The sequence below is a fragment of the Thermostichus sp. OS-CIW-32 genome, from assembly GCF_054060415.1.
Genome location: NZ_JBSSDD010000002.1, coordinates 155,856 through 176,948, shown reverse-complemented (window position 1 = coordinate 176,948; position 21,093 = coordinate 155,856). Strand labels below are relative to the sequence as shown.

Sequence of the window (21,093 nt, the reverse complement as noted above, 5' to 3'; positions counted from 1 at the left end):
CAGAATTAAGTAAGTTAATAGTACCACTGCCTGTCTCCTCCCTCGCGGGCTGCCCAGGTGGGATCCCGGCCAATCTGCCTGCTCCAGGCCAGAAACTGCTCTGCCATCGCGCCCAGGGAATAGTGCTCTTCTGCCCGTTGCCGACAGCGGCTCCTGTCGATGTGATCTAGGCGCTCTACAGCCTCTGCCAAAGCTGCCACGTTGTCCGGCTCGACGATCCAGCCGGTTTCTCCATCGCTGACAATTTCCGCGGGCCCACCCCGGCGGTAGGTAATCACCGGCACGCCACAGGCCAAAGCTTCCACCGCCACCAAGCCAAAGGCCTCCACCCACTTGGGGGTCATGATCAAGGCTGAGCATTGCCCCAAGATCCGCTGCATTTGCGGGGTGGGCAAAAACCCTCGGTAATCCAATTGGGCATGCGGGTACTGCTCTTGGATCTGCTGCCAGTAGCCTGGCTCTTGCAGGTGGCCTAGGATCACCACCGGCCTTCCCGTCTTCTCGGCTAGGGCAGCACAGTCTTCTAGGCCCTTCTCCGGGGCAATGCGGCCAATCCAACACAGGGATCCATTCCCTTGGGGCACAAAGTCGTAGAGGCGCAGATCCACCCCGCAGGGCAGATAGACAAAGGGATCCCGACCTGCCGCCATCTCGGCTCGGGCAAAGGCAAAGGTCTGGGCTTGCGCCCGCGAATGCACCGCCAGCCGACCAGGGTAGCGATGGGCAATGTGCTCTAGAGCCTGATCGACGGCATCGCTGAGGGATCCCATGCTAACAATGTGGGCCACCGGGGTGCGGAAAAAATCCGTCAAATAAAACGAGAGCCAATCGTAGCTCCAGTTCACGATTAGATCGAACTGGTCTTGCAGGTGGGCAGCCCGCTGCCACAGGTTGGCCAGCAGAGAGGGGGTGTGGATCAGAACCGGCTGATCGCGGCGCTGGGTTTGCGCATAGGCCGGGGGAAGGCCCGCCACCGGCTCGATCACCTCCTCCGGCAACTCCGCCATTCGGGATCCCACAGGGGCCAACACCCGCACTTGGGATCCCATCTGGAGTAAGACACGAGTCAGGTTGGCAAGATTGAGCTCCACACCACCACCGGCCCCGGATCCCAGAGGTCCAACAGGGGTGGAGAGGAACAGATAGCGGTAGGGACGAGCCATAGGGAGAGCCTCGGTAGCTCAGCCCATTGTCTTCTCAATCCGGATACCCGACTCCTTTTGCCTGGCCTCAAAGCCCACAGCCTGCCCAGAACTTTATGAGGCTTTGGCTACAAAAATTTCTCCCTTCTCCACCTTGACCTTGTAGATGGCCAGGTCTGCATTGGCCGGGCCACGGGTACGGCTGCCATCGGCAGCAAAAGCCGAGCCATGACAGGGGCAGACAAAGTTCTCCCCCCGCCAGTTCACATCACACCCCGCATGGGGACAGGCGGCATCCAAAGCCAGCAGAGAATCTTCTTTTTGCGGATCCCCGACCAGCCAGAGGGTGGCGGTGTTTTTCCCAAAGGCGTTTTCCACCTTGAAGGGGCCATCTTTGAGATCGGCCAGAGTGGCAACTTTCACAAACTCCGGCTCAGAAGCCTTAGAGCCAGAAGCAGTTCCCTGGGCCAGGGCAAAACGGCGCCGGGTAAACCCAGGTAACCAACCCACCAACGAGCCAAAACCGAGAGCCAGCCAGCGAAGAAAACCACGACGATTGTTGTACATGGCTATGTGTCCTTGGAGGTGTGCGAAATGTAGGTCATGAGCCAGCAAAAGACCGGCCCCTTCAGAAGGGATCCCCGTACAAATGCTGCCCTTAACATTTTGTTACACCGGAACAGTTTCGGCCAGGGCCAAGCCGCACTTTTTCCGGCTAGAGTACGCAGCAGCAGGCATCTTGGTTGCTTCATTGATTTGGCCGATGGGATGGGATCCCTTTCGGCTGTTGTACGCCTGGAGCCTAGGGTCGGGAGGTAAACAGCTCAGCAACCGTGCAGACAAAGCCGGGCAACAGGGGAGAAGACAACGCATCCTGAGCCAACAGCGTTTCTACCAAGACCAACTGGGCCTGTTGTCTGCGATACACCTCTACTCTCTGAGCCAGCCGATCGACGATCCAGTACTCTTGCACCCCATGCACAGAGTAGAGTTTCCGTTTTGCCAAGCGGTCTCGATCCTCATGAACTTTTCCAGGTGATAGGACTTCAACCACCAGCTCAGGGGCACCCCGAAAATGTCCTGCTTCATCTTGAATCTGGGATAGCCGCTCATAACTAACCCAAACAACATCGGGAGACACATTATCAAATTCGGAAAAGAGGATCCCTGGCATGATTGAGGGTTCTCCCAATCCTGTTTCTAGCGACCACCGATGCAGTGCGGAGAACAAACACCCGATAATGTGCTGATGTTTGTGATGAGGAGAGCGAGTCACCAGCAGTTCTCCGTCGATGATCTCGTAGCGGATCCATTCATTCTCTGGAAGAGCCTCGATATCCCGAGTGGTCCAGCGTACTTCTGTAGCAGTCATTAGCTATCCCTATAGCAATAAATGGTGCTATGCCCAGGGCACCCTGCTGCTGTACCTACGACACTGGGCCGACACCTGCAGCGCTGTCGCAACGGCGGGAACCACACTTGGCGTAGCCAAATCTTAACCCAGGATCCCGTTCACAGAAGCGAGACGGAGTCCTTCCTCTCTAACCACGACGGCTCAATGGGTAGAGCTTCTACGGAGCTGGACTATTGGCTGCGCTATCGTGTGGGGCTAGTTGGGATAGATGCGCAAGCGGCGGTTGGGCTCTTCGCCAAAGCTTTGGGCCCGCAGGTGGTAATGTTCCACCAACTGGTGTTGGAGCTTGCGGATCAGAGGCGAACGGGGCAAAAGTTCCACCGGCTGAGACTTGGGAATGACAATTTGCTCCACCGCCAGGCGGGCTTCTTCCAGAGCTTCGGTTTCATCGCCTGAGCTGGCGCGAATGAACAGCTCCAGGTCGGAATCGGATCCCTCTTCGCTTTCAATGTTGAGAATATGGCGCAGGGCGCGAGCCAGGGCAATCAGAGTATTGGCCTTAACGGTGTGAATCGGGATCTGGCGGGAGTGGGCCATCTGCTGGATCTTGGAACGGCTGCGCACCTGGGATCGCAAGGCCAAGACAATGTCTGCCTCGTCTAGATCTTTGGTGACATCCGCCGACAGTTTCAGGGTTTGGATCACCTGCTCCAGGTAGAAGCGGCTCACTCCGTAGGGGTAGATCATCAGCGGCCCATCCGGATTCTGCTGCCGTCCTGTCGGGGCTAGGGCGGATCCCTCCCAGTCCAAATCTTCTTCTTCGTCAGAGCCGGATTCCGCTTTGGATTCGGCCACCACCTGAGCGGCAGGACGGGATCCCGCCGGCGTTAACGGGACAGAGTCCTCTTGCCTATCCAGGAGCAAACCCGATGCTCCTCCCTGTGGCGAGCGACTTTCAAGCGGCTCTGAAGGCAGAGCTTCCATCCGTCCAGAGCGTTGCCATCCTCCCCGCTCCCGTGCTGCGGAGATTGTGCTGCCGGCAGGGGGCCATTGGGGGCCAGATAGAGCCGGGCGCCCGTTTGCGCCAGCGGTGCTCCGCACTATCACCACCTGGCCGCGTTCGTCTAGACTGCGGGTTTGGGTCAGGGGCTCGCGGTTGCGCAAGAGGCGATCCACAGTGGCGGCCACATCTTCATGGATGACCCAGCGGGATCGCTCCAGCATCTCTATGGCAATCTCAAACGTAGGGGGAGCTTTGCGCTCCAACACACTCTTTTGAGAGCCGCGCCGCCGCGCCTCTTCATCTCCTAGGGTGACGGATTGGATCCCGCCTACCAAGTCGGAGAGGGTGGGATTTTTGATCAGGTTGTCGATGCGGTTGCCATGGGCAGTGGCCACCAGTTGTACCCCCCGCTCGGCAATGGTACGAGAGGCCAAAGCTTCCAGTTCAGTGCCGATCTCGTCGATGACCACCACTTCGGGCATGTGGTTCTCCACCGCCTCAATCATCACCTTGTGCTGCAGCTCTGGGCTGGCCACCTGCATCCGTCTGGCCCGGCCAATGCCCGGGTGGGGCACATCGCCATCGCCGGCAATCTCGTTGGAAGTGTCGATAATAACCACTCGTTTGCCCAGCTCATCCGCCAGCACACGGGCAATTTCCCGCAGGGCCGTGGTTTTGCCCACCCCTGGTCGGCCTAGCAACAGCATGGAGCGCCCCTGTTCCACCAAGTCGCGGATCATGCTGATCACGCCGATAACGCAGCGACCCACCCGACAGGTGAGGCCAATGATTGTGCCTTGGCGGTTGCGGATGGCACTGATCCGGTGCAGGGTAGAGGCAATGCCTGCGCGGTTGTCACTGCTGAACTCTCCAACCCGGCTGATCACCTGATCCAAGTCGGCCCGGGTGATCACGTCCTCGGAGAGGTAATCGGCAAAGCCGGGGAAGCGGGCTTCGGGACGGCGGCCCAAATCCAGCACCACCTCCACCAATCGATCCAGGTGAGGATGCTGTTCTAGGCGCTCGCGAATTGGAGCCGGCAGGATATCCAAAAGCTTGCTCAGGTCGTCGCTGTATTGAACCTGGCCGGGAAAGCCGGTACGTTCACGTAAGCGGTGCGGAGCACTTTCCGGATCCATCGACGGACTTGGGGTTGAGGGCTGTACGGGGAAACTCATGGCTGAGCAACGTCGTTAAACGCAGGAAAAACAGGTTTGCCTAAAAGCAACGGATCGCCGCTTTACTTGCTGCACCAACTGCTTGGCCAACGGGATCCCTGCCACCAATCCAGGATTCCATCCTGACTCCGATGAGCTGTGAGCTGGCTCTTCCAGATAGGCTGACACCAACTGTCGCGCATAGCTGCCGAAGGCCACCCCCGCCACTGGCCATCGGGGATCCAACAGCGGCACCGTTTGGGCGTTGGTTCCTCCTGCCAATTGCACATAGCCCGGCAGGCCCATGTTCAGTACCTTCTCGGCCAACTTTAGGGCAGCTTTGCCGGTGCCAGCTCCAATATCCCCACTCATAGGCCGGCCATCCACCTGCCAGATCAACACCTCCGGCAAGGGATCCATGAGGGCCAGCAGATCCCTCAAATAAGCCTCTAGGCCCGGACCATCGTTAAAGCTAATCGAGATGGCCTGGAGCTGAGGTAGCCAGGGCTTCAGGGATCCCCACAATTGCTCGAATGGCCTCTGGCGACCGATGCAGGTGTGAATCTCCACCGCTTGAATGCCCAGCTCGACCAAAGGCGGCAAAACTTCTGACAAAGCGACCTGGTAGCCGAAGGTAGCAATGCGCCGGTGGGGGCAAACCGGCTCGCAGCGCCCACAGCCGTAGCACAGCTCTGTCTGGATGTGGACTTGAGCAGGAAGGGCTGCCTGTGTCAAGGCATGGGGAGGACAGACTGCCAAACAAGGCTGAGGACAGTCGGCAGGACAGACGGGAGCCGTCAGCACCGCCTTGCGGAAATGCACGTCTTCACCGTCATTGACGCTGACCATCAACCAAGGGGATCCCGCCTGGGGATCTTCGGCTTGTGCCCGTTGGATCCCTTCTTGAGCGGCCCGCACAATGGCCGGATCGGCAGCAACATCAATGCAATCTGCCCCGGCCAGCGTGTAAAGGAAAGCCAGCTCCCGAACCGAGGGCAAGTGGTGGAAACTTGCACCGCAGATCAACTTAAACCAGGTACCCTGTTGCAGCGAGGCGGTTGGCAAGGTCACAGGCACAAGAAGCCGCTAGCAGGATGGGAATCTGAGCCGCAGGCCATCTATTTGAGATGGTAGCAAAGAAATTTCCAGGATCCTGAAGAGAGGTTCAGGCGCTCTGCAGAGGTTGCCAACGAATTGACCGTTCTCGGCCCAGTTCCACCACAAACTTCACTCCCTTGTCTTCCCGACTCAGCTTCACCAGGTAGGAGAGTTCCTGTTGGCTGAACACATGCCCCTCGTAAAACCAAAACACCAACCCCTTAGCTTTTGGGGGCAAGGTGGCCCGATACTGCTCGATCAACGCGGGAAAGAAATAGGTGCGCCGCTCCGATTTGCCCAGCGTGGCAGGCCGTACCCCATGAATGCGCGTCAAATAGCTGGCCAGATCCCCGATTCCCTTACTGGAGAGGGTGACCACCTCATACCCAGCTCCGCGCAGCCGCCGCAGGTAGTGCCCTTCGGATCCCCCCTCTGGGGTTACAAAGATGGCCAAAGCCCCAGATTGCTCCAGTTGCTGCACAAACTTTGCACCTGAGCCGACCAGCAGCATAGGAAGAACTCCATTACTCGTCTAGGGTTGGACAAGCAGCCCACCTGTGCTCATTGTAACGGGATGGCGCCTGAAGCTGGGGATAGAAGCTGCCAATGGAACCCATAGAATACTGGCTATCTCCCTGTTTTGCAGAAGGGAGCGTAAAGAAGGGTTAAGATACGGGTAACCTGCTTGCAGGTCTCAACCCACAGGTGGCGGACAAAGGCGGATGGATCCCCCTAGTAGGGATGGCCTCCCCGCCACTTACACAGCGACAACAGATGAACCTCATCATGCGACGACGCGAGCTGTTGACCTTGGCGGTGGCCGGGTTGATTACAGCACCCCTCAGCTTAGCAGGAGAGCAAAGAGCAATGGCCCAACAGACTTATCCCTTCACCAAAACCGACGCCGAGTGGCGGCAACTGCTCACCGAAGAGCAATACTATGTGCTGCGCCAAGAGGGCACTGAGCCCCCCTTCCGCAACGCTTACTACGACAACAAGGCCCCAGGTATCTATGTCTGTGCCGGCTGTGGTCAGGAGCTGTTTTCCTCAGCGGCCAAGTACGACAGTGGCACCGGTTGGCCCAGCTTTTGGGAGCCGATTGCTCCCCATGTGATCGGCACCAAGACGGACTGGAAATTGTTTGTGCCCCGCACGGAAGTCCACTGCTCTAACTGCGGTGGGCATCTGGGGCATGTGTTTCGGGATGGCCCCCCACCCACGGGTTTGCGCTACTGCATCAATTCTGCTGCCCTCAAGTTCATCCCAGCCACCACTTAGAAATCCTCTTGGCTCCAGCTAAAACTGAGCCGCCTGTCTGGGTGAGCCTATGTCGGACTACACGTTCCTGGATGCTGCTTCGATTCTGCTGCGGGAGGGCCTGGAAGCTCTCTTGGTGCTGGTGGCACTGCTGGCCCTTATGAGCAAGAGCGGGCAATCGGCTCAGAAGCGCTGGGTGTGGATAGGGGGATCCGCAGGCTTGCTGGCAGCGGTGATGCTCGGCCTGCTGGTGAAGCTGTTTTTCCAGCAGATGCTCACCCACACGCGGCAAGAGGTGCTGGAAGGGATCACCGGGCTGGCGGCAGCAGGTTTGTTGTTTTCGGTCAGCCTTTGGTTGCACCGCCGGGCTGCAGTGGTTTCTTGGCAAACCTTTGTGCAGGAACAGGCGCAGGTGGCACTGGCCACCGGTCAAGTGTTTTCCTTGGCTTTTCTGGCATTTATGGCGGTGTTTCGCGAGGGGGCGGAAACGGTGCTGTTTTATGTGGGGTTGGCCTCTTCCCTCTCGGCAAAAGATTTTTGGGCGGGGATCGGCCTGGGATCCCTGGTGTTGGTGGCACTGGCGATCTTGCTGCTGCAGGTGGGGCTGAAATTGCCGCTGGGAGTTTTTTTCCGGGGTCTAAGTCTGCTGATTTTCTACTTGGGCTTTAAGTTTTTGGGCAGTGGCTTGCACGCTCTACAGGTGGCGGACTGGCTGCCCATCACTCCTCTTGTTGGGATCCCAAAGCTGCGCTGGCTGGGCATATATCCCACTTGGCAGACGCTGCTCCCCCAACTGGTGCTGCTGGGAATAGCTTTCGCCTTGTGGGTGAGGCAATGGCTGCGGGCTGATTCTGCTCAGAGGCTTTCTTCGTGAAAAACGCTCTCCACCGGCACTGGGGATCCCATAAGCCATAAGTTTGATGAATCCCTGTCCTGGTTTTGATGGATGGCAATGATGCAGGTCACAATTTCATAGTCGTTTCAGGTTGGGACAAGGCGACCGAGGTACTGGGAAAAGCCTTCTGGCCCTGTGCATCTAACGTTTTAAGTGCGGGTGCAGTGTCCTGGTTTGAATCAAAATGACCCTAAAAAGAAAGCGCTCTGTACGTCGCGCCTGAAACCGCACCCAGTCAAGCCTTCCAGTCCAAGAAAGCAAAGCCTACCGGCAGGGATCCGGCAGGCCGCTGGATTTTGTCGGAGATCCCCAGTAGGAAACCCTGTCGATCGCTACGGAATCGACAGAGAGCATCCACTCTGTGGGGTTCCCGAGAATCAGGTATCGTAGACCCGGCATTCAACAGCATCTGGGTTTTCGGCGCAGTGCTGCTCTAGGCTGCTGGGAGTCCTCGGCTGGTGGCTGCGAGCTGCCAGCACTTCTTCAACTGCGTCCCAGGCCGCACGGCAGTGGGGATCCCCTTCGCCGTACTCAGAGCAGACGTTGCGAGCATTTTCCAGCTCTTTGGCGATCACTTCAGACAGTCCCATGTTCTCAAGCTCCTTTAGACTAGATGGGGCCGGTGGCCCGCTGATGTAACCGGCTGACGCAAATCTGCAGGGATCCAGCGTAATCCCGGATCAACAAGTAGAAACCAGCCGATCCAGACGGGGAATAAGTTCAGGATAATGACCTTGTGCCAACCGAATTGATCAACCGGATACATTACCCATTCTAAACAGTGACGGCAGGGGGGTGCAGCTGCGCTTTCGCGATCTCTTTGGGATCAGGATGCGCAGGGATCCCTCAGGCCCCAAACAGTTGTTCAATCCGTTGCCGCACCTGCTCTGGGGATCCCTGTTGACGCACTTGACCTTCCGAGAGCAAAATCGCCCCGTCTGCCCATTCCAGTTCCGCCAGCCGATGGGTTACCCAAAGGGCGGTGATGCCTTCTTGATCCACCAGTTGCCGGATGCACCGCAGCAAATCCGCCTGGCTGTCGGGATCCAACAGGGCTGTGGGCTCGTCCAAAAGCAGCACCTCACTGCGCCGGGCCAAAGCCCCTGCCACCGCCACTCGTTGCTTCTGTCCGCCGCTGAGGCCGTGAATGGGCCGACGGATCAGGTGCTTCAATCCCACCTGCTCCAAGGCCGTTTCCACCCGCCGGTGAATTTCCGCCAAGGTCAGAGCCTCTGCCCCCAAGCCAAAGGCCACATCGGCTCCCACCGTGGGCATGAACAGTTGGTGATCCGGATTTTGAAACACATAGCCCAGCCGACCGCGAATCTCCAGGCGGCCCGAAAGGGGCCGAGGATGGGTCAGGGATCCGGACAACAGTTGCAACAAAGTGGACTTGCCGCTGCCATTGGGCCCCAACAGCATCCACAACTGGCCCTTGGGAATGACAAAACTGCACGCCTGCAAAACCGGCGGACGTTCCGGCCAAGCAAAGGTCAGGCTCTCCACCCGAATGGCCACCTCAGACATGGGGATCCCTTAGCGGCAGAGAGAAAAGGGCTGTCCTCAGCTTTGCAACTGGGCCAAAAAACCGGGACGGGCTCCCATGGGGCTGGCGCCGCCCGACTTGGAAGTCATTTGCACGCCACATAGCTCACCGGTGAGCAGGAACACCTTTTTGCCGGTGCGGTCACAGGTCAGCTCCAAACTCTGAGGGGATCCACTCTGCAGAGCATTGACGATGCTTTGGTAGGCCCGGTTGGCCGCTTCTTCCTCTTTTTGGTGGACAACGATGGGGGCAGGGTTCCCTTTCAGGAGCAGTTCCAGAGTGTACATGGCTGACCGTTGTGTAGTGGGCCGTGGACAGAAGAGAGGCACCCAGAGGACGCCGTTGGCGACAGCAGGACGAAGTCCTTTTCCAGTATCGCAGGTTGGGCCAGGGTACCGGCAGGCTCAACAAATGACGGGGGAGTTTCTCTCGCCAGATTAGGCCAGGCCGGTGCCGAGAAAAGGCAGCAGGCTAATCAGCAACAGGCCCAAAGTAGCTAGGGATCCCGCCAAGAAGGAGAGGGATCGCCCAATGGGAATATCGGCAATGTAGAAAAAGTTGTAGAGCAGCCGCGCCAGCAGAAACACCCCACACAGCACAGCTACCCCTTCATCTCCGCTGAGGCCAAAATACCAGGGATCCGAGTGAGGGCCGGTGATGTAGGCGATCAACGCTGCTGCCGCAAACATCCCAAAGGTCTCAAACCCGTTGGCGTGGGCCCAGGTGGCCCGTTGCCCGTAGGGAGGTAGCCTATCAAACATAGCCCGAGGAGCATGCAGGTCGTAGCCAACGCGGGCACGGGCATAGCCCACCACCCCCATGGGCAGATAGACCAAGAGCATGGCTGCCGCGATGGAGAACAGGGGGATGGCTACGAGAGGAGGATTTGGCAACATAAGATAGGCAAAAGGGCGGTGCACAATGTACAGAGGAGAGAAAAGAGCCCAGCTTGGGTGGGAGCTATTGCCGGGAAAATCAACACCAGAACCATTATCCATCTATCGGGCTGTCTATCCAGGCAGATGCTTGCGTCAGGAAATCTTGCGGATTTGCCGGCGGCGCTCCTCATATTCAGCGCGGGTGATCAAGCCCTGTTTCAACAGGCTTTCCAACTGCTGTTCGGGATCCCGGGCTTCTCGCCCTTCCACACTGGTCCATTCCAGCTCGATCAACTCTCGGTTGAATCGAAAATCGAAATCGGCATTGCTCATGGTCAGGATCCACAGCCCTTCCAGCAAACAAAGGGCGCGTACCCCGTAGCTGAGAATCTGCAGCGGGATGGAAGGAACGAACACCATCAGCCCCACCACCAAGTAGCCCCAGCCCCAGCGTTGGTGCCCCATATAGAAGCGCTGCAACCCTGGGATCAGCACCCCCAGCATCGCCAGCCAACCGGCCACCTCTCGGATTAACCGCCGACGATCCTGTGGGGGCGTATCAGGATCCCTGCTCTCGGCCATAGACTGCACCAGCTAGATGTGCCATTAAGCTAGCTCAGTTTTGGCCGCACAGGGCTCAGGAACTTGGATCCAACCTTAGAAGATTTTTGAGCAGCATCCCGCCGCCTATACTTGATGGGGGCGGTTCGGGGAAGGAACATGGCAGAGCGGGAACTATCGGTAGCGATCTTGGCAGCGGGCAAAGGTACCCGGATGCGGTCGCAGTTGCCCAAGGTGCTGCACAAACTGGGATCCCTGTCTTTGATCGAGCGGCTGCTGCGCACGGTGCTGACGTTAAAGCCCCACCGCTGTCTGGTGGTCGTGGGTTATGAACAAGAGCAGGTGCGCCAAGCCCTGCGGGAGTACCCGGTTGAATTTGTGGAGCAGGCCCAGCAATTGGGCACCGGACACGCCGTTCAACAGCTGTTGCCCGTCCTGGGCGGTTTTCAGGGGGATCTGCTGGTGATCAACGGGGATGTGCCCCTGCTGCGGGCAGAAACCCTGCAAGCTCTGGTGGAGCGCCACCGCCAGGTGAACCCAGAGGTAACCTTGCTCTCGGCTCAGGTGGCGGATCCCTATGGCTATGGACGGGTGTTCTGCGATGCCCAACAGCGAGTGCTGGAACTGGTGGAAGAGCGAGACTGCACCCCAGCCCAACGGCAAAATCGCCGCATCAACAGTGGGGTGTATTGTTTTCACTGGCCGGCTCTGGCTCAGGTTTTGCCCCATCTCAATCGCAACAACGCACAGCAGGAGTACTACCTAACAGATGCCGTCAAGCGGGTGGGCAAAGCCATCGCTCTGGATGTTGCCGATCCGCAAGAAATTGTGGGCGTCAACGACCGCCGCCAACTGGCCCAGGCGTACCAGATTTTGCAGGATCGCCTCAAAGAAGCCTGGATGGAAGCCGGGGTCACCTTTGTGGATCCCGACAGCAGCAGCCTCGAGGAAACGGTGGAATTGGCCCCCGATGTGGTGATCGAGCCCCAAACCCATCTGCGAGGGGTGTGCCGCATTGGCTCGGGAACCCGCCTGGGGCCGGGCAGTTGGATCGAGTCCAGCGAGATTGGATCTGGGTGTCACATTCTCTACTCGGTGGTCAGCCACAGCCGCATCGGCAACCACGTCTGGATAGGCCCCTACGCCCACGTGCGCCCCCACAGCCAGATTGGGGATCACTGCCGCATCGGCAACTTTGTGGAAACCAAAAATACCCAGATTGGATCCCACAGCAATGCCGCCCACTTGGCCTACCTGGGCGATGCCAAGCTGGGATCCCAGGTCAACATCGGCGCGGGCACCATCATCGCCAACTACGACGGCCAGCAAAAGCACTTCACCGAAATTGGGGATCGCAGCAAAACAGGCGCCAACTCGGTGTTGGTGGCTCCTTTGCAGGTGGGATCCGATGTCACCATTGCCGCCGGCTCCACCATCCCTGCCCGCTACCCCCTGCCGGATGACTGCTTGGTGATCGCTCGCTCCCGCCCGGTGGTCAAGCCCGGCTGGCGACTTGGGATCCGCTCTTCCCGCCCCCAGGAGCTCCAGCCCATGCCGCCGGGATCCCTCAAGATTTATCCCTTGCGCCTTTTCCCCGGCCAAGATCTCAAGCAGGAACTGGAGCGAGTGGCCCGGCAGCAGCCCTTGCAAGCGGGGTTTGTCCTCAGCGCCGTCGGCAGCCTTAGCCAAGCCACCCTGCGCCTGGCCGACCAAACGGGGGATCACCTGTTGTCGGAACGCCTGGAGATCCTGGCCCTGAGTGGATCCCTGTGCCCTGACGGAGTCCATCTCCATCTCACCGTTGCCGATGCCCGAGGCCAAACCTGGGGGGGACACCTGCGCCCCGGCTGCCTCATCTACACCACCGCCGAAATTGTCCTCGCCGACAGCCCGGAGTACCGCTTCTCCCGTCAACCGGATCCGGCCACCGGCTACCTGGAGTTGCACATCCAACCCGTGGCAGGGGATCCCTGCTGGCCGTCCCCACCCCCCCAACCCCAGCAAAACCAGCAGACAAAACCAGAGGCTGACAACAGCAGGCCGAAAAGCTTACAGTAGTCAACATGAGTTACCTAAAGCTAAAGGGGGCTTGTGAGCGCCAAGCCGAAAGCTTCACGGAACTCATGGACGCTTTGCGGTGTGGCGGGCATGTTACTGGGTTTTCGGACGCAACTCATTCTTAACCGCAAGCAAACAACTCTAGCCGCCCAACACGCTGCGGTAGCCCGCCACGCCTGTGGAGATTCCTCTGGCGGGGTGGTAAGCCTGAAGCTTACTACCAGTCACGAGTCGTGGAAGCAGGAAGAAAGCAGAGACGCGACAGGCACTGAACACTCTGGAAGTGTTTGTTAGCGTTTCGTAGGTCTTTCGGAGCGGTCATCAGTACCCCGTTGAGCAGCCAGAAATTGTTAAGCTTAACGCACGGATGGCAGTATCCGGCCATGCCCCGAGTGACAACTGCTGACGAGCTGCTGACAGAATATGCCTCTGGCGAGCGCAACTTTCAAGAATCCAACCTGGTGGGGGTGGACTTGGTGCGCTCCAACTTGCAAGGGGTGAATCTGAGAAGGGCCAACCTCTCCTTTGGCAAGCTGAGTGGCATTAACCTGCAGGAAGCCGATTTGCGCGGCGCCGATCTCAGCTCGGCCAACTTGATGGGGGCCAACCTCCGCGGGGCCAATCTTTGGGAAGCCAACTTGATCGGCGCGGATCTCAGCTTTGCCGACTTGCGGGAAGCCAACTTGCACGGTGCCTACCTTTGGGAAGCCAAGCTAACCCGTGCACAACTGCAGGGAGCCGATCTAAGCGGGGCAAAAATCGGCGGAGCAGTGCTGACCGGCGCTGACCTCAGCAGAGCCACCCTACCCGACGGGAGTGTGCGGGCTTGAGCCACCCCCCCAGCAGACAAGGCAGAATGGAACTGTTGCGACGGGATCCCTGATGTTGCTGCTGTTCAACTTGGTCTTGACACTGCTGCTGGCTGTGGGAGTGGCAGTCCTGGCCGGACAAAACCCCACCACCCTGACCGTACATTTCTTAATGTGGCGCTCGGTGGAGCTGCCCTTGGGATTTCTCATTGCCGCGGCTGTCGGCTTGGGCCTGTTGACGGTGGGGCTGGGCTCTCTCCTCTGGCCTGGGCGCAGCTTTTCTGCCACCGCCCGCCAATTACAAGAGCGGGTGCGCCAACTGGAAATGCAGGATCAACCGCCCCAATAACGGCCAATTCCCAAAGGGATCCCCCTGCTTTCTGGCTTTGGCTCAACAGCTTCGATCCCGCCGTTGACTTGCTGGACGATTTTGTCGGTGGCCCTGAGGAAAGCGTGCCGAAATAGCTCGCCGACTGAGACTGGGCGTAAGCTGAGAAAGGATCCCTTCGCCGTCTGCTTGATCAGTGCGTATCTCCAACCGTAACCATGCCTCATTCCCAACCCACTTCCCCGGATCCCTCTCCCCAAGACCCACGGGCCCTGCGCAAAGCCCTGCGCGGATCCAGTACCTACTTCGCCAAGGGGTTTGAAGAACACAAGGATCAGGCTCAACTGGAGCTGCAAACCACCTACAAAAGCCCCCTTGTGGAGCAAATCCGTGCCCAGTCCTACCGCTATCAGCGGGGCGACATTACCATTCACCTGGCCAGGGCCTTTGGCTTTTGCTGGGGCGTGGAACGGGCGGTGGAATATGCCTATGAAGCGCGGCGACGCTTTCCGGATCGGCAACTGTGGATCACCAACGAGATCATCCACAACCCTCTGGTAAACCAGCACCTGAAGGAGATGGGGATCCGCTTTGTGGAGAAAGGCCCAGACGGCAAGAAGGACTTCTCTCAGATCCGGCCCCAAGATGTGGTGATTTGGCCTGCTTTTGGGGCAAGTGCATCGGAAATGGCGTTTTTTCGGTCGCAGGGCAATGAGATTGTCGATACCACCTGCCCCTGGGTTTCCCGCGTGTGGAACCAAGTGGACAAGCACCGCGCGGCCCAATTTACCTCTGTCATCCACGGCAAGTACAACCACGAAGAAACCGTAGCCACCAGCTCCTTTGCCGAAAAGTACCTGGTGGTGCTGAACCTGGAAGAAGCGGAATGGGTCGCCCGCTACATTTTGCAGGGCGGAGATGCGGCAGAATTTCGGCGGCGCTTCGGCAAGGCCACTTCCCCCGGTTTTGATCCGGATCGCGATCTGGAGCGGATCGGCATCGCCAACCAAACCACCATGCTAGAGGGGGAGACCCGCGCCATTGCTAAGCTCTTTGAGACCACCATGCTGCGCAAATATGGCCCCCAGGAGTTGGACAATCACTTCATGAGCTTCAACACCATCTGCAATGCCACCCAAGAGCGGCAGGATGCCATGTTCGAGCTGCTCGAGCAGCCTTTGGATGTGGTGGTGGTGATCGGGGGGTTTAATTCCTCGAATACCACCCACCTGCAGGAAATTGCCCTGGCCAAGGGCTTGCCTTCCTTCCACATCGATGGCCCCGACTGCATCCAACCCAACAACCGCATCCGCCACAAGCCCCTTCACCAAGACCCGACGGTTACCGAAGGGTGGCTACCCGATGGGCCGGTGCAAATCGGCATTACCTCCGGTGCCTCTACCCCAGACCGCGTTGTTGAAGAGGTGATTCAACGCATCTTCGCCCTGCGTGAAGAACCTCGGCGGATCCCTGCCTAGGGATCCCTTCCCTCTTCCCTTTGAGCGTGCTCAACACCCTTTTTCAGGTTTATCCTCCCTTGCTGGGCTGGACGCTGCTGGGTTTTTTTCTCCAGAAGGGGCTGCCCGGCGGCTGGAAGCGTTGGCTGGATCCCCACGCCTTGGGGCGATTCATGTTTTGGGTGGGAGTGCCCCTCAGCATTGTTGGGTTTATGCAGGGGGTGGATCTGTCGGGCCAAATCTGGGTTGCTCCCCTGATCTGCTGGCTGTCGGTGGGGCTGGGGTTTGCCTTGACCAGCGCTTGGCTGTGGTGGCAGCGCCACAACTGTTGGAGCAGTGCCCAGCAGGGCAGCTTTCACCTGACCGCCACTCTGGGGAACACCGGGTATTTGGGCTACCCCATCTGCTTGGCTGTGGCCGGAAGGGCTTACTTTGGCTGGGCCCTGTTCTACGATCTGCTGGGCACTCTGTTCATGGCCTACGGGTTTGGCGTGTGGGTGGCCAGCCGCCACGGCAGTTCCCATGCCCAACCTTGGCAGGTGGGCCTCCACATTTTGCGCACCCCTGCTCTTTGGTCTTTTGCTATGGGCCTACTGCTGACCCGCGAACCCCTGCCGGGTTGGCTCTCTCAAGGGTTGGCGGCTTTTGCCTGGAGCATGATCCCGCTCAGCTTGATGATTTTGGGGATGCGGCTGGCCCAGGTGAAGCGCTGGGGATCCTTTCTTGCCGCCGGAGTGGCCCTCTTGATCAAAATTGTGATTGTGCCGCTCTTGGTGGGAATCGGCCTTGCCTTCACCCCCTACCCGCCTCTGGCCAAGCTGGTGCTGGTCCTGCAGAGCGGTATGCCCCCCGCCATCGCCACCCTGGTGCTCACGGAAGAATACGACTTGGATCGGGAAATTACCGTAACTGCCTTGGCCGTGGGGTACTTAGCCGCCTTGCTGACCTTGCCCCTCTGGCTGGGACTCTGGGGATCCTAATAGGCCAGGTGAGACAAGGTTTGCTCTAGGTAGCGATGCACCAGTTGATCCAGCTCTGCTTCCTGAGTGGGCAACTCCCGGCCCTGGAGCCATCCCCGAAAACCCGAGCTTTCCACAATGGCCTGCCGCAATGGCTTCCAAACTGCTTGCGTGCGCAGTGCTGTATCGGAGCTGAGAGCAGGACTGATCATGAGAAGAAGGTGAGTAGGAGTGATTCACCCTCAGAATAGCTTGGATCCCAGTTGACTTTGGCTCTCTAGGATACAAATCTCCCCTCTATGCTGAGCAAGCCTTCTCTCAGTCGCTCAAGCCAAAAAATCCTCAATATAGTCATTCCAAACTAGATTGAGACACTCCCCAGGCGTTCCGCGCTGCTTCCGCGGCCACCCCCAGACCTTCTCCCAGAGGGAGAGAGGAGTTGGACAGAAATGTTTCATTCCTGTTTAAAATGACCATACATCCCATCAACTCGAGCAAGAGGCCCAGGGATCCCTAAACAAACAGTTGGCTGCGCTGCTCGACCCGCAAAGTTGGCCCCAAGGCATTGAGAAGAGAGACGCCGTAGCTGCGGGCAATGATGCGGCTATCCAAAATGGCCACCCATCGGGTGGATGAGCTGGAATCTTCTCCCGAATCAGAGCTTTGCCGCAGAGGCGCAACAGCCCGTTGCAACTGGGCAGCGGCCACCGGCAAAAGGTACTGACGGAACCAGTCCTGCTGGGTGCGTTGCAGATATTGCACCCGTCCGGCCACCCTTGGGTCTTCCACAGAAGGGAAAGGCAAAGTGGCGATCACCATCAGCTCAGGGCGCGGCAAGCCGGCCTTGTGGTGCAGCCAGTAGGGCCAGTCGCAGACCAAAATGCCCTTTTCGCCGGGGAACGGGCTGTTTACCCGCACCCGTGAGCCGAATTCGGCAGCCAAAGCCGCTCCCACCTGTGCTTGCAGAGGCTGATCCGACACCAACACCACCACGAAGCCCTGCGCTTGAGGGATCAGCTTTTTCAGCTCTTGCAGCAGGTGATCCCGAAATAGAGGGCTGTTGGGCAAGGGCAGGCGCGGCAAGTAGAGGGACAGCTCCGCCCCGCCGGAACGGGGCCAACCCTCGCCTGAGGCAAACCGCAACGGCGTCAGATCCGGCAAGCCCAACCGTCGCCGGTAGGTTTCCGCCTGGCGATCCAGATCCAGCGCTTCCCCGATAATCACCACCGGCTGTGTGGCCCAAATGGGGGCCAACCAATCCTGCAGAGCCGCCGGGCTGTGGTGAAGGGTGAGGCGACCGGTTTCTCGGTCGGTTTCGGCCCACCAAATCCATTTGGAGACGGGATCCCCCTCAGAGCTGAGCCGCCGGCGGATTTGATCCCAGGGATCCGGCAGCCAGCCGGGGTAGCCTGTCACCAAAGACAGCACAGCATCCAGGTGAACCTGTTCATCCGCATGAAGCAGACAGCGGGAAAGAGGCCGCCGCAAAAGCTGAAGGGACAAATTGACCTGAACCTGGGAGAGCTGCTCCGCCTCGGCAGGGAAGATTTGCCGGAGCTGTTGCCAATGGCTGGCTTCCAGGGTCACCGTTAGCGCCTGGTAGGCCCAATCTTCCAGGTCTTCGGCTCCGTCGAGGATCAGAGGGATCCCCGTTGGCACTTGCGAGGATCCCTTTCTCAGGCGAGCTTGCAGCCAATCCAGGGGATCCACCAACAGCAACCCCTGGAAATCGGGATCCGGCCAGCGGTCTTTTTGCAGGACAGGCTTATGCAACTGCAGGGTGTGCTGTAGCCAGGGGATCTCTTCCCCCAAAATTTGCGCCTGCACAGGAGCTGTAGCGCAGAGCAAGGTGGGGTTGGGCCACATCAGGGCCGGCAGCAGATAACTGAGGCGGTGCTGACCCCCAGCAGGCACCTGGATCAAGGTGCTGCGACCCAACCGCAACCCTCGCGCCACCATGCGAGCCATCGTCAACTGGTGGGGCCACAGGGCTTCGGGAGACTGCCGCAAAAGCTGCCGCAACTGTTGGTGGACTTCAACCTCAATCACAGTTCAGTACGCCGGGGGTCTGCCACAGACGGTAGGGTGAACTAGCCTATTCTAGGGTAGAGAAGAAAACCAAAGCCCATCTCTGGGGTGAGCGATGTCTCTTCTAGCTGCTGTTTCCACGGGATCCCTGCTTCTGGATCGCTCCGGGTGGGGCCGTTTGCGCATGAAGGGATCCCCAGGCTTGGACTATCTGCACAACCAAAGCACCCAAAATCTGAAGGCCCTCCAGCCAGGGCAGGGGGCCGACACGGTTTTCGTGACCCCCACCGCTGGCATCCTGGATCTGGCCACGGTGTACGCGGGAGAAGAAGACTGCTGGATCTGGACTTCGCCCCAGCGGCGCAGCCTGCTGATGCAGAGTTTGGGGCGTATGCTGCCTTTGGTGCGGGGAGCAGAGTTGAAAGATGAGACGGACCAGACCTTTGGTTTTGGGTTGCTCGGCCCCCAGAGTCAGGCTCTCCTGGAGCAAGTGGTGAGCTCAGAAGAGATCCCGACCGGGCCTCATGAGCACCGCCCCGTGGAGATCCAGGGGATCCCTGTCCATCTGGCTTGTGGCACGGGTCTTGCCCAGCCGGGGTTTACCCTCTGGGGCACCATTGACCAGAAAGTCGCTCTTGAAGAATGCTTGCTCCAAGCCGGAGCCAAGCTGGCCCCACCTGAGCTGTGGGAAGTCCTCCGCCTAGAAGCGGGTCGCCCCGCCGCCGACCGAGAGCTGACCTCAGACTACAACCCCCTAGAAGCCGGCCTGTGGCGAGCTGTTTCCCTTGACAAAGGTTGCTACGTTGGCCAGGAAGTCTTGGCCAAGCAGGTAACCTACCGGCGCATTCGGCAAACTTTGTGGGGGATCCGCCTCCAAGGAGAAGCTCATCCTGGCACAGAGATTTTGCGGCAGGGGGAAAAGATTGGTTTACTGACCAGCGCGGGCTTGACTTCGCAAGGGTACCTGGGATTGGGATACGTGCGCACTAAATTCAATCCTGCCGAGGGGCTGGAAGTTGAAGTCGGCTCAGCGCCGGGAGTCCTGACCCGAATGCCGTTTTTGAGTTTCCCGCCTATTGTCTAGGATTGTTTTTGCGGCAGAGACCTCCCCTCTCCCGCTTCAAGGGAGAAACGCGGGCAAAGGATCCAGAACTTATAGGTCAAAGTGGCGGCGAAAGCGGGGATCCCGTCGATCCTTTTTGCGTCGGTTGCAGGTTTTGCACAACGTTTGCAGATTGCTGATATCGTTACTGCCCCCTTGGGCAATGGGGATGATGTGATCGATCTGAAGCTGAACCTCTGGGGGCGACTTTCCGCAACCGCGACAACGGAAGCCGTCTCTTTGGAAAACATACTCCCGCACGGCTGCTGGAATTAGAATCCTTTCGCCGGATTTTCTTTCTTTCATCGTTATTCATCCATACTGCGAAGATCGTCCAGTGGAGACTTTTCATCTAGAGGTTCTAATATCTCTTGGTCGGGTTCTTTTATCAGAAATTCAGGATTGTCAGGATAAAAGTCAATCGTAACTTCTACTCTTACTTTTACTCTACCGGTCTGCCAACCGTTAGTTTTAGGAGAAAGAATCGAGCATGGAACTCCTTTATGGAAAAAATGAACCTGATCTTCATAGGGAATACCTGTTTGTATCTCAGACGAACTCAAGTGACTGTTTAGTCCGCTTCCCATTTGGTCAAACCTCAGGAAATAAGAATTGATAGAATCGCAAAGCTTGGAAATCATGTAGACTTTCTGCTTATTGTTCTTGTTGATAAAAGTGATAACTCCGTCTCCCAGTTGGCTAAGATTAATGGATGTTTTTGTCATCTTATCGACCTCAAGACATAGAGACAACAATCCACGGTGAGCCAGGACGTAAGAGTTTAGCAGGAATTCCTTTCACGTTAGTTATTCCGTTCAAGTTGCTCCATAGAATCGAGACTCCCTTTTCGCTAAGTTTGCTGGATAAGTAGGATCTGATACTCTCATAAACAATCTCTGAGTACACCTGAGCAAACTCTTGCGAGTAGATTAGGCGTCCTCCTATATCAATGACAGTATTTTGGAAAATATCTAGCTCAACAAAGCACTCCTGAGATTGATCATTACTTGACACTTGCCCAACCCCCTCTATGTCTCTCTGGCTTAGGCTAGCTCTCACTTTCGCGAAGGTCATCCAGAGGGGATCCACTGCTGCTCTCTGAGCCTGTATCCTCTGGCTCAAACTCTACAGTGATCCGCAATCTGACTCTGCCTTTTTCCCAATCCTTCTTGCCCGGCACCAAGAGCTGACAAGCAAGTCCCTGCCCAAACCACTTCGCTTCTTGCAACAATTTTTCTTCTGGCTTGGGAGCAAGAAGGCTACTGGCAATGTTGAGCAAGTCTTCCGGCGGCAGGATCCCTGAGGATCTCAAGGCCGCAATGAACAAGCGATGCAGCTCTTCTTTCTTGGTCAAGTCCTCTTGGGCTGCTTTGACCAAGTTGGCAACCTTGAAAGTTTTCTCCCTTACAGAGAGGATCCCTTCTGGGTGCTGCTGTAGAGGTATCGATTTGGATCCCATGA

24 protein-coding genes and 1 pseudogene are annotated in these 21,093 nt (G+C 58.0%); 9 read left to right on the top strand and 16 right to left on the bottom strand.

Annotated elements, in window-relative coordinates:
• Positions 1-14 precede the first annotated feature (14 nt).
• The 6 genes from ACVWY8_RS03370 to ndhN all read right to left on the bottom strand — a co-directional run bounded on the left by ACVWY8_RS03370 (position 15) and on the right by ndhN (position 6,265).
• Entirely contained in the window at positions 15-1,163 is a 1,149-nt protein-coding gene (locus ACVWY8_RS03370) for a glycosyltransferase (RefSeq protein ID WP_414330180.1), read from the bottom strand.
• Positions 1,164-1,256: 93 nt separating this feature from the next.
• Positions 1,257-1,709: a QcrA and Rieske domain-containing protein gene (locus ACVWY8_RS03365; protein WP_414408871.1), complete on the bottom strand. Its 453-nt coding sequence runs from the start codon at positions 1,707-1,709 to the stop codon at positions 1,257-1,259.
• A gap of 235 nt (positions 1,710-1,944) precedes the next feature.
• Positions 1,945-2,514: a Uma2 family endonuclease gene (locus ACVWY8_RS03360; RefSeq protein ID WP_414422398.1), complete on the bottom strand. Its 570-nt coding sequence runs from the start codon at positions 2,512-2,514 to the stop codon at positions 1,945-1,947.
• A 237-nt stretch (positions 2,515-2,751) separates the two neighbouring features.
• Positions 2,752-4,638 (bottom strand): R3H domain-containing nucleic acid-binding protein, encoded by a 1,887-nt coding sequence (locus ACVWY8_RS03355; protein ID WP_457393324.1) that lies wholly within the window; start codon positions 4,636-4,638, stop codon positions 2,752-2,754.
• Positions 4,639-4,692: 54 nt separating this feature from the next.
• Positions 4,693-5,733 carry a Light dependent period protein LdpA domain-containing protein gene (locus ACVWY8_RS03350; protein ID WP_457393095.1) on the bottom strand — a complete coding sequence of 347 codons (1,041 nt, stop codon included), beginning with the start codon at positions 5,731-5,733 and terminating at the stop codon, positions 4,693-4,695.
• A gap of 88 nt (positions 5,734-5,821) precedes the next feature.
• Positions 5,822-6,265, bottom strand: coding sequence for an NAD(P)H-quinone oxidoreductase subunit N (gene ndhN / locus ACVWY8_RS03345; protein ID WP_414344253.1), 444 nt, complete (start codon positions 6,263-6,265; stop codon positions 5,822-5,824).
• Positions 6,266-6,540: 275 nt separating this feature from the next.
• Here ndhN and msrB point away from each other — a divergent pair, with 275 nt between their 5' ends.
• A complete protein-coding gene (msrB, locus tag ACVWY8_RS03340; protein ID WP_414384090.1) occupies positions 6,541-7,032 on the top strand; it encodes a peptide-methionine (R)-S-oxide reductase MsrB in 492 nt (163 codons plus the stop codon).
• Positions 7,033-7,081: 49 nt separating this feature from the next.
• On the top strand, positions 7,082-7,885 hold the full coding sequence (locus ACVWY8_RS03335) for an FTR1 family iron permease (protein ID WP_457393098.1): 804 nt from the start codon (positions 7,082-7,084) through the stop codon (positions 7,883-7,885).
• A gap of 398 nt (positions 7,886-8,283) precedes the next feature.
• Here ACVWY8_RS03335 and ACVWY8_RS03330 read toward each other — a convergent pair whose 3' ends face one another.
• The 5 genes from ACVWY8_RS03330 to ACVWY8_RS03310 form a co-directional block, all read right to left on the bottom strand.
• Complete coding sequence (locus ACVWY8_RS03330) at positions 8,284-8,496, bottom strand: CP12 domain-containing protein (RefSeq protein ID WP_011434185.1); 213 nt, start codon at positions 8,494-8,496, stop codon at positions 8,284-8,286.
• A 256-nt stretch (positions 8,497-8,752) separates the two neighbouring features.
• The gene (locus ACVWY8_RS03325; RefSeq protein WP_457393101.1) at positions 8,753-9,433 is read right to left on the bottom strand and encodes an energy-coupling factor ABC transporter ATP-binding protein; all 681 of its coding nucleotides are present in this window, start codon (positions 9,431-9,433) and stop codon (positions 8,753-8,755) included.
• Positions 9,434-9,469: 36 nt separating this feature from the next.
• Positions 9,470-9,739 (bottom strand): hypothetical protein, encoded by a 270-nt coding sequence (locus ACVWY8_RS03320; protein WP_414332008.1) that lies wholly within the window; start codon positions 9,737-9,739, stop codon positions 9,470-9,472.
• 150 nt (positions 9,740-9,889) lie between these two features.
• Positions 9,890-10,348, bottom strand: a complete 459-nt coding sequence (locus ACVWY8_RS03315; RefSeq protein WP_011434188.1) for an MAPEG family protein — start codon at positions 10,346-10,348, stop codon at positions 9,890-9,892.
• 135 nt (positions 10,349-10,483) lie between these two features.
• Complete coding sequence (locus ACVWY8_RS03310; RefSeq protein ID WP_457393104.1) at positions 10,484-10,912, bottom strand: SHOCT domain-containing protein; 429 nt, start codon at positions 10,910-10,912, stop codon at positions 10,484-10,486.
• Positions 10,913-11,050: 138 nt separating this feature from the next.
• Between ACVWY8_RS03310 and glmU the strand changes: the two are divergent.
• The 6 genes and pseudogenes from glmU to ACVWY8_RS03280 form a co-directional block, all read left to right on the top strand.
• Positions 11,051-12,403, top strand: a pseudogene (glmU, locus tag ACVWY8_RS03305) (bifunctional UDP-N-acetylglucosamine diphosphorylase/glucosamine-1-phosphate N-acetyltransferase GlmU); the annotation flags it as partial.
• A 39-nt stretch (positions 12,404-12,442) separates the two neighbouring features.
• Entirely contained in the window at positions 12,443-12,949 is a 507-nt protein-coding gene (locus ACVWY8_RS03300) for a PPC domain-containing DNA-binding protein (protein ID WP_414328979.1), read from the top strand.
• A gap of 383 nt (positions 12,950-13,332) precedes the next feature.
• Positions 13,333-13,779 carry a pentapeptide repeat-containing protein gene (locus tag ACVWY8_RS03295; protein ID WP_457393107.1) on the top strand — a complete coding sequence of 149 codons (447 nt, stop codon included), beginning with the start codon at positions 13,333-13,335 and terminating at the stop codon, positions 13,777-13,779.
• Positions 13,780-13,831: 52 nt separating this feature from the next.
• Positions 13,832-14,107: a lipopolysaccharide assembly protein LapA domain-containing protein gene (locus ACVWY8_RS03290; protein ID WP_457393110.1), complete on the top strand. Its 276-nt coding sequence runs from the start codon at positions 13,832-13,834 to the stop codon at positions 14,105-14,107.
• A 197-nt stretch (positions 14,108-14,304) separates the two neighbouring features.
• Positions 14,305-15,564 carry a 4-hydroxy-3-methylbut-2-enyl diphosphate reductase gene (locus ACVWY8_RS03285; RefSeq protein ID WP_011434194.1) on the top strand — a complete coding sequence of 420 codons (1,260 nt, stop codon included), beginning with the start codon at positions 14,305-14,307 and terminating at the stop codon, positions 15,562-15,564.
• Between the two features lie 26 nt (positions 15,565-15,590).
• Positions 15,591-16,523 carry an AEC family transporter gene (locus ACVWY8_RS03280; RefSeq protein WP_457393326.1) on the top strand — a complete coding sequence of 311 codons (933 nt, stop codon included), beginning with the start codon at positions 15,591-15,593 and terminating at the stop codon, positions 16,521-16,523.
• On the opposite strand, the gene ACVWY8_RS03275 is transcribed toward ACVWY8_RS03280, so the two are convergent.
• Positions 16,520-16,714, bottom strand: coding sequence for a hypothetical protein (locus ACVWY8_RS03275; protein WP_414349826.1), 195 nt, complete (start codon positions 16,712-16,714; stop codon positions 16,520-16,522). The genes ACVWY8_RS03280 and ACVWY8_RS03275 overlap by 4 nt on opposite strands.
• A gap of 301 nt (positions 16,715-17,015) precedes the next feature.
• Positions 17,016-18,551, bottom strand: a complete 1,536-nt coding sequence (locus ACVWY8_RS03270) for a hypothetical protein (protein WP_457393113.1) — start codon at positions 18,549-18,551, stop codon at positions 17,016-17,018.
• A gap of 94 nt (positions 18,552-18,645) precedes the next feature.
• Between ACVWY8_RS03270 and ygfZ the strand changes: the two genes are divergently transcribed.
• Entirely contained in the window at positions 18,646-19,614 is a 969-nt protein-coding gene (gene ygfZ, locus ACVWY8_RS03265; RefSeq protein ID WP_457393116.1) for a CAF17-like 4Fe-4S cluster assembly/insertion protein YgfZ, read from the top strand.
• 69 nt (positions 19,615-19,683) lie between these two features.
• Here the strand turns inward: ygfZ and ACVWY8_RS03260 are convergent, their stop codons facing one another.
• The 3 genes from ACVWY8_RS03260 to ACVWY8_RS03250 form a co-directional block, all read right to left on the bottom strand.
• Positions 19,684-19,938 carry an HNH endonuclease gene (locus ACVWY8_RS03260; RefSeq protein ID WP_414357979.1) on the bottom strand — a complete coding sequence of 85 codons (255 nt, stop codon included), beginning with the start codon at positions 19,936-19,938 and terminating at the stop codon, positions 19,684-19,686.
• Positions 19,939-19,940: 2 nt separating this feature from the next.
• Positions 19,941-20,357: a KGK domain-containing protein gene (locus ACVWY8_RS03255; protein ID WP_414344169.1), complete on the bottom strand. Its 417-nt coding sequence runs from the start codon at positions 20,355-20,357 to the stop codon at positions 19,941-19,943.
• 323 nt (positions 20,358-20,680) lie between these two features.
• Positions 20,681-21,091 (bottom strand): KGK domain-containing protein, encoded by a 411-nt coding sequence (locus ACVWY8_RS03250; protein ID WP_414332234.1) that lies wholly within the window; start codon positions 21,089-21,091, stop codon positions 20,681-20,683.
• Positions 21,092-21,093: the final 2 nt, after the last annotated feature.